Annotated in this window: 7 protein-coding genes; 4 read left to right on the top strand and 3 right to left on the bottom strand. The window is 41.3% G+C overall.

Annotated features, from left to right (window positions below; translation table 11 throughout):
- The coding region (locus tag PX484_RS22235; RefSeq protein ID WP_288105525.1) for an AAA-like domain-containing protein at positions 1–2,116 on the bottom strand (2,116 nt) is incomplete at its 3' end.
- A 114-nt stretch (positions 2,117–2,230) separates the two neighbouring features.
- Between PX484_RS22235 and PX484_RS22230 the strand changes: the two genes are divergently transcribed.
- Complete coding sequence (locus PX484_RS22230) at positions 2,231–2,587, top strand: hypothetical protein (RefSeq protein ID WP_004268049.1); 357 nt, start codon at positions 2,231–2,233, stop codon at positions 2,585–2,587.
- Between the two features lie 117 nt (positions 2,588–2,704).
- Positions 2,705–2,941: a hypothetical protein gene (locus PX484_RS22225; protein ID WP_004268050.1), complete on the top strand. Its 237-nt coding sequence runs from the start codon at positions 2,705–2,707 to the stop codon at positions 2,939–2,941.
- Between the two features lie 65 nt (positions 2,942–3,006).
- Here PX484_RS22225 and PX484_RS22220 read toward each other — a convergent pair whose 3' ends face one another.
- Entirely contained in the window at positions 3,007–3,930 is a 924-nt protein-coding gene (locus PX484_RS22220; RefSeq protein ID WP_287766597.1) for a lysylphosphatidylglycerol synthase domain-containing protein, read from the bottom strand.
- Positions 3,931–3,968: 38 nt separating this feature from the next.
- On the opposite strand from PX484_RS22220, the gene PX484_RS22215 reads away from it, so the two are divergent.
- The gene (locus tag PX484_RS22215) at positions 3,969–4,442 is read left to right on the top strand and encodes a hypothetical protein (protein ID WP_004268058.1); all 474 of its coding nucleotides are present in this window, start codon (positions 3,969–3,971) and stop codon (positions 4,440–4,442) included.
- A 68-nt stretch (positions 4,443–4,510) separates the two neighbouring features.
- Here the strand turns inward: PX484_RS22215 and patR are convergent, their stop codons facing one another.
- Positions 4,511–5,383, bottom strand: coding sequence for a heterocyst master regulator PatR (patR, locus tag PX484_RS22210; protein ID WP_004268060.1), 873 nt, complete (start codon positions 5,381–5,383; stop codon positions 4,511–4,513).
- A gap of 274 nt (positions 5,384–5,657) precedes the next feature.
- Here patR and PX484_RS22205 point away from each other — a divergent pair, with 274 nt between their 5' ends.
- Positions 5,658–6,476, top strand: coding sequence for a tetratricopeptide repeat protein (locus tag PX484_RS22205; protein ID WP_287766596.1), 819 nt, complete (start codon positions 5,658–5,660; stop codon positions 6,474–6,476).
- The last annotated feature ends 396 nt before the right edge of the window (positions 6,477–6,872 follow it).

Raw genomic sequence — 6,872 nt, 5'->3', positions numbered from 1 at the left:
CTAAACTCAAGATAATTTTACCTGATAAATCCCAGATTTTAATCGTACCATCCCGGGAAGCGGTGGCAATTTTTTGACCATCGGGACTAAAACTAGCTGCATCTATCGATCTTTTATGTCCCTTAAATACCTGTAAAGTTTCACCTGATAAATTCCATAATCTAGCGGTTTTATCCCTGGAAGTAGTCACAATTTTTTGACCATCGGGACTAAAACTAACACTATAAACTGATTCTTGATGGTCAGGATAGGTGACTAAATTTTGTCCTTGCAAGTTCCAAATTTTGGCGGTTTTATCTTCGGAAGCAGTGGCGATTTTTTGACCATCGGGACTAAAACTAACACTATAAACTGCTCCTTGATGACCTGTCAAAGTTTGAATATTATCACCTTTTTGATTCCAAATTTTTACCGTCCCATCTTGGGAAGCAGTGGCGATTTTTTGACCATCGGGACTAATACTAACACTATAAATAGTTCCCCAGTGTCCTTGCAGTTGGTTTTTTTCTTGAATGCGATCTAAAATTTGTTGTAGGGTAATAATTGGACTGGTAGCAGGATATTTACCCAGGGTTTGGTCATCAGTAACGATGTTTTTTAAACTATTTACTGCTTGCATAGCCGCAATTAAAGATTCTAGTTCTTCAAATTGAAATTGTTGCCAATAACTGTCACCATTGCGCTGTAGTTGAATACCTAATTTAGCGCTTTCTACTTGCTGCCACGCTTGTTTTACCTGAATAAAAGCGAAGAAAGAACCCAGGAGAGAAGCAATTAAAATTACCGAGCCAATTTGAATTCTTTTCGTAGCTTTTTTGTGAGCGATTGCTAAAATTTTATTAGCTTGCTTCTGAGTTTCTAGGCTAATTTCTGCCTCTCTTTTGTCGAGATTTTGACTAGCAGTTAAAAACTGATAATCAAGATTACTTAAGCTTTTACCCTGAGACCAATCGAGGGCATTATTTAAAGCTTTTCCGCGTAAAAGCCGCGATTCATCGGTATAATTAGACTGTTGCCAGGCGGCAAGTGCTTCTGAGTAGGGACGCAATTGCTCTAATTGTTTTTCCACCCAATTAAGATTAAATATTTCTCGATAAATAGGATTATAAACTACTAACTTATTATCCTTTTTTACTACTAACCCCGATAACCTTAATTCCCCTTGTTCTGGACTATCATCATACGCGATTGCACCCTTTTCTAAAATTTGTTGATAGATGCTTAACAAACGACCCGCTTTGTCTTGATTTCTTAACAAGCGATCAGCAATAGTTCGCAGATGAACTGGTTCATCATGAGATTCCCAATTATTAATAACTCTCTCTTTGATCAGCGTCTCAATATCTAAATTAGTTTCCCGCAATAGCTGACAGATTTTCTGGGTTAAAAATGGCTGTCCTCCCGTCCAAAAAATAACTTTTTCTAACCAGTCGGGTTGATAATTACTTTGACTGGATAATCCCGCGGCTAAAGGAGCAATTTCTGCCAGATTAAATCCCGTTAATTCGATCGCCTGGCCGATATTAAAAGATGTTTGGGTCTTTTCGCGAATTAAATCTGCTGGGGTAGCAACACCGAATAAAGCAAAAGTAATTCTTTCATACTGGGAATTTTCCGCTCTTTGGTTATAACAATAACGAATCAGGGAAAAAAAGTCATCTAGAGAAAACTGTAAACTGAGAATTTTATCAATCTCGTCAATAAAAATATATATTTTTTCTCCCCGACAATAAACTAATAAAACTTCCTCAATAAATTGTCCCAAACGCTGCACGGGAGGTAAATCCTCTCGCTCGCGCAACCAGGATTTAAGATTAATTTTTCCCGTCAGATTAAATCCTAAAAACAAACGGGTAATCACCCCGTTATACCATTGGGATAAATTATCATTGCTACCAATACTGGTTATATCTACGGACGCGCAATCCATGCCCAATTGCTGTAAAATATGGGTCACTCGTACCCTTAAACTGGATTTGCCCATCTGACGACAGTTAAAAATGTAGCAAAATTGACCATTTTTTAACGCCGTTAACAGTTCTTGATCGGCATTTCTCTCGATATAGGTAGGATGGTTATAGGCAAGACTACCCCCGACACGATATTGATAATTCATTATTCTTAAACAAAATTATTTCAATGTCACCAACAGAAATAAAATAGACAATTGTGATTTAGATATCTATAATGCAAGGATAATCGCTATTGACAACCTATCCCCAAGGCAATTATGAAGAAAACTTTTTTCACCTCCATCGCCGTTAGTGCTACCCTCGTCAGTGGCATTGTTTTAGGTACTCTTGATGCTGGCAGCGCCTCCGCTTGTCCTTTCGCTAAAGGTAAAAGCATTTTTGGCAGCAATCACACCCTCCCTGTGGATGCTAACAAACTTATTTTAGGGGTTGCCGGTGCTACGGGAGCAATCACCGTAGCTGGTGTTTTAACCTACCGTCGTTTTCACTCCGGGCAGCCTCCCGAAGATGCCACCGCTAACCTGCCGGCGGTATTTTCTATCCCCATTCCCCCCGTCGCTTTAAATGCGGCAGTGGAGGCAGAAGAAGCGGCAGAAACCAGCAAAATCTCCTAAAAATCCGCTAGATTCCCTCAAAAAAGGTGTTGGCATCCCCGAAGCTTTCCCCCTAGGCAACACCTTTTTCTGGCTAATTGTGTCCCAGTTATCAGAATTTTCAGCGATTTTTAAGTTATGTTAAAAGGTGCAACCCTACCACCAGAGGTAAAGATGGGCAACTCCACCACATTTTCTGACACCCCATTTCACAAAGAGCATCACACTTGGGAGCATTTAAAACAAGCCATCGCCGCTAGTTCGGGTTTTCGGCGTTGGCAGCAAGAACAACTAGAATCAGGTAAAAATAGAGACGATGCTGATGCTCGCATTTGTTCCTATCTACGCGAAACTTTAGAAACTTTAGCCTACTAGATTGATGCTCCCCAGCTATGACGGTATGGGGACTTTTTTTGTCCGTTTAAGCTAATTGGCGGGCTTTATTTTCTGCGAGCTTCGTAACCCAACAACCAGACAAAAGCGACAATTAAAGGCAGCAAATAATAAATAGCTCGATAGGCGATTAAAGAACCTAAAAGCTCGGCATTAGATACATATTCGGGACGTAATCTCAGCATGATAAACTCAAAAACACCTACTCCCCCCGGCACATTGCTTAATACCCCTGCCGTCATGGCAAATACGTAGAGACCGAAAAATCCTAAAAACGAAGTATTATAGTTGTCTGGGAGTAGAAGATATAGAACTCTAGCGGCTAATATCCAATCAATAAAAGTCAACAAAATCAAAGCCAGGGAAAGAGTCCAAGAGGGTAAATAGATATTTTCTTTGCCGATTTTTATCGGTTTTTTATAGGTGAGAGTCAAGAAAAAATATCCCGTAACCAGCAATAAAAAAATTACTCCTAAAGGTTTGGTAGTTAAAAAAGGTAATTTTAAAAGTTGAGGAATCCGTTGGGGATCGAGGAGGAAACTTACACCACCAATCCCTAACATTCCTAACCAAAAGCTTAAATGGGTAAAAGTGATGACTTTGGCAATATCCACCACCCCCACCCCCGCAGGAGTATAGAAACGATAACGGATCGCAGTTCCAGAAAATAAGGTTAAACCAATGGTATTACCAAGAGCATAACTGATAAAAGCAGTACGGATAATAGTGCCTAAAGCTAAGGGATGATTAATATAATAAAAACCTAGGCGATCATAACCCGTCATCGACAAATAACCCAAGGCCATCCAAAAAATAGCTTCTAGTTTATGACTTGTGGTAATATGATCCAAACTAGCCAACAGTTGGGCAAAAGTGTAGTGTTTAAATTCTTGACTAATTGCCCAGACCGCTAGAATAAATAAACTCAAGGACAGGATAATCGGAGCAAAACGCAGAATTTTTTTATACATCTTACTTTTTACGAATTACTTTTGTCCCATTAAAATTTATGAAAAAATCAAAGGTAGATCTAGCCAAACGTCTAAATCGATCCCGAAAAAGGAAATATGATAAATTCCTGACTTCCTCCTTATATTTAACAATCATTCTGGTTTTATGTTATCTAGTTTATCTCAATCTTCCTTGGTCTTTTCATCTTTTTGTGCATTGGGTGACTAAAGGGGGTGATTTAGACAAAATTCCTGCCAAATTTCATTCAGAACTTAATCAATTATGTTTGAGGGCAGATAGTGCGGGGGAAGTAAAAACGAGAAACTATACAGAACATACAGAAATCGCCGAAGCTCTTGGTACATTTAGATGTACTCTAGTTAATGGTGGTCAAGAATGGTTAATAGAAGATTATAAATCTTTTAGTTCTGCCGATGAAGCGATTTTAGGCACTCAGTTAGCAGTTTTTATCACCGAGATTTTGGGAACAGGTTATAGTTATAGAATCCGCGCTCGTATTCCCAGATACTAAGGAGCAACTAACTCCTGAAAAAAACCTGTAAACCTAGGGATGGGTTCTGCACCCATCCTAGAAAAAAATTAGTTTTCCGATAGGGGTTTGGGGCGGGAAGGCCGAGGGATAGGGGATTGTCCTGGGGTAAAAGGTCGCTTTTCTCCTTCCCCTTCCGGTCGAGAATATCTATCGGCCGAGGGATGACGATTTTTATCAAAAGGCTTTTTAAAACCACCCTTACCCATGGGTTTTTTCTTGCTGGCAAAACCGAGGTCCAAACCTTCCAAAATAGTTAAGGCATCCCCTTTAAGTTGCACCTGAAAATCCCAAAAACGACTGACCGGTTTACCTGGCAAAGTGCCGCGCAATTTTAGTTTAAAAAACTTGGGTTTGTCCGCTTCGGTTTTGGGCATTTGTCGGATTTTGACCACTACCGCTTGATTTTCCCGTTCAGTAAAGATGACTTCACCTCGAATCGAAAAATAACCCGGGGTAGAAGCGAGGAGTGGCTCTATCTCTTGATCATCCTCTTTTTTCAGGGTTTCTGGTTCCCAAACACCGACAATCTGAACATGAAGGGCATCATTTTCCTGACGGGTACGCGGGTAAACCACCCAAAGATGGGGTTTTTCCAGATCGAGATGATTTTTAACCAAACTGATCACCCGGCCGAGAATCACAGAATCGATCAGAGTACCATCGGCAGTTAAAATATTGCCTTTAGTTAATTGTTCCTCCGATCGCTGATAATGACCATAGACGAGACCGATCGCCCGATACTGCCGCAGATGACTGGGAGGGGGGATCGGTTGTTGACGTTTGACTTCTTCGGGGGTGGCTGACTCTACGGCTAAATCAGCCTCGGTATTGGGGGATTCAACGGAGACTTCCTGAATTTCCACTTCAGGAGTCGGGGGGGTTTTCGGTGATTCGGTAAACCGATTCCCAGGACGATTCATATCACACTCCTAGCGGCGGAGACACACAGTAAATTAGTAATCAAGCAAGTCAAAAGCGCGATATGGGGGGTTACAATAACCCTCTAGGGCGACTCTACTGGCATCTAGTATATTAAGAACCATGATCTTTTGACTGTCAACCTCGTCAAAACCCTTTTGAGTCTTGACCGTTTGCCCATTGTACTCAATAAAGAGCGGAGAATTCGATTGATCCCCTAATCAAATCTCCAGACTTCTATAACATTTTCTTGTCTGTCCCCTCGCACCCCAGTCTATGAAAGCTTCTCTCTCTAACCGTCGTTGGCTGTCCATCGGTCTCGTCCTGATGTTATTTGCTTTGCTGTCTTTCTCGACTATGCCACTATTGACTTCTGTTCTCCAGAGTCGGCACTCCTCGGGACAGAGTCATCTGTCCGCAGTGAAACAAGAGGAATTAGCCAGTCAAGCACTGGGTTATCAGATGGTTTTAGAGCGTGAACCCGATAATCAGACGGCTTTGCGGGGATTATTAGATACTCGCTTACAGCAGGGCGATTTAAAGCAAGCGATCGAACCTTTAGAAAAATTAGCGCAACTTAACCCCCAACAATCCGATTATCTACTACTTTTGGCGGAAGCGAAACAGCAAATAGAGGATTATGCAGGAGCCACAGGCAGTTATCGCGCCCTTTTGGCCTCCCAACCCCAAGATCTGCGGGCCTTAACTGGATTAACTAATTTATTTCTCAGCCAAAACCGCTCTATCGAGGCGATTAGTCTGGTCAAAGACACGATCGATCGCGCTTTAAAAGCTGGTTCCGATCCCAATAATTCGGCTAGTTTAATCGATATCGTTTCCGTTCAGTTACTTTTAGGCAAAATCTATTTCGAGCAGCAAAATTATCCAGAAGCTTTAAACGCCTATAAACAAGCTCAACAGATGGATGTTAACGATTTCCGACCGATTTTAGCGGCTGCGATCGTACTAAAAGAACAGGGCAAAAATCAAGAGGCTCAACCCCTCTTTCAAGAGGCTCTCAGTCGCGCTCCTTTTGCCTACAAAGAGGAGATTCAGTCCCTAATCAGGAGTCAGGAGATAGGAGTCAGGAGATAGGAGTCAGGAGATAGGGTGATGAGACAGCTTCCCCATTTCCCCCACTTCCCCAATTCATAATTCCCCCATTTCCCCCACTTCCCCAATTCATAATTCATAATTCATAATTCATAATTCCCCCACTTCCCAATTCATAATTCATAATTCATAATTCATAATTCCCATAGTTTTGTAACAGCAATTTTTACTAAAAATCAATAAATGTAAACTTTAATTACAAGGTCGATCGAGTCCCGACAACGGTGTTATCTTAAGAACATAAGGCACAAAGGAAGCGACTCAACTTCCTTCCAGGCAAAAAGACCTAGAGCCTGTGCCACCTGCTCTAGCTCAACGCAACAGCTAAATCGGACGCAGATTCTCAAAGTTTGTAAAGTAAAGTATGGTTTCGCCTCT

Origin of the sequence: Microcystis sp. M49636_WE2 (assembly GCF_030065375.1) — a bacterium.
Classification (GTDB): Bacteria; Cyanobacteriota; Cyanobacteriia; order Cyanobacteriales; family Microcystaceae; genus Microcystis; species Microcystis aeruginosa_C.
The sequence above is the reverse complement of the archived record's forward strand: the minus strand, read 5'-3'. Positions and strand labels throughout refer to the sequence as shown.

What these genes read in the sequence shown, in the direction of transcription:
- PX484_RS22230 (WP_004268049.1), top strand. Translation starts at nt 2,231, where the DNA reads ATGAAGAAAACTTTTTTCACCTCCATCGCCGTTAGTGCTACCCTCGTC.
- PX484_RS22225 (WP_004268050.1), top strand. Translation starts at nt 2,705, where the DNA reads ATGTTAAAAGGTGCAACCCTACCACCAGAGGTAAAGATGGGCAACTCC.
- PX484_RS22220 (WP_287766597.1), bottom strand. Translation starts at nt 3,930, where the DNA reads ATGTATAAAAAAATTCTGCGTTTTGCTCCGATTATCCTGTCCTTGAGT.
- PX484_RS22215 (WP_004268058.1), top strand. Translation starts at nt 3,969, where the DNA reads ATGAAAAAATCAAAGGTAGATCTAGCCAAACGTCTAAATCGATCCCGA.
- patR (WP_004268060.1), bottom strand. Translation starts at nt 5,383, where the DNA reads ATGAATCGTCCTGGGAATCGGTTTACCGAATCACCGAAAACCCCCCCG.
- PX484_RS22205 (WP_287766596.1), top strand. Translation starts at nt 5,658, where the DNA reads ATGAAAGCTTCTCTCTCTAACCGTCGTTGGCTGTCCATCGGTCTCGTC.